Genomic DNA, 290 nt, shown 5'->3' with positions numbered 1-290 from the left:
CGCCCAGTCGGGTATCCGGCTGTAGAACCGTAGACATCCTTTACATCTGAAACCGGGGACATCGTTTACACATTTGAAGCTTGGACGCGGCTCATGCCTCGTCCAAGCCTCCCCAGGGGATAGTCACACAGGTACAGATCCCAAAAATCATCTTCAACCTCTTTGAGCGCGATCCGCTCTCCTGATAGTGCTTCGCTCACAAATACCAACTTTCCTTTCCACATAATCGAGCCGTTCTGTCTGACGCTTCGTACTTTCATTTCCTCTGCATACTCCACATCCGGTAGGCA

General features: G+C 51.0%; 1 pseudogene. It reads right to left on the bottom strand.

Features of this window, described 5'->3' with window-relative positions:
* Positions 1 to 65: 65 nt before the first annotated feature.
* Positions 66 to 290: pseudogene (locus tag ACW9IR_RS29885) on the bottom strand (IS481 family transposase); the annotation flags it as partial.

It is taken from the genome of Pseudomonas sp. SDT291_1_S447, assembly GCF_054070155.1.
The sequence above is the reverse complement of the archived record's forward strand: the minus strand, read 5'-3'. Positions and strand labels throughout refer to the sequence as shown.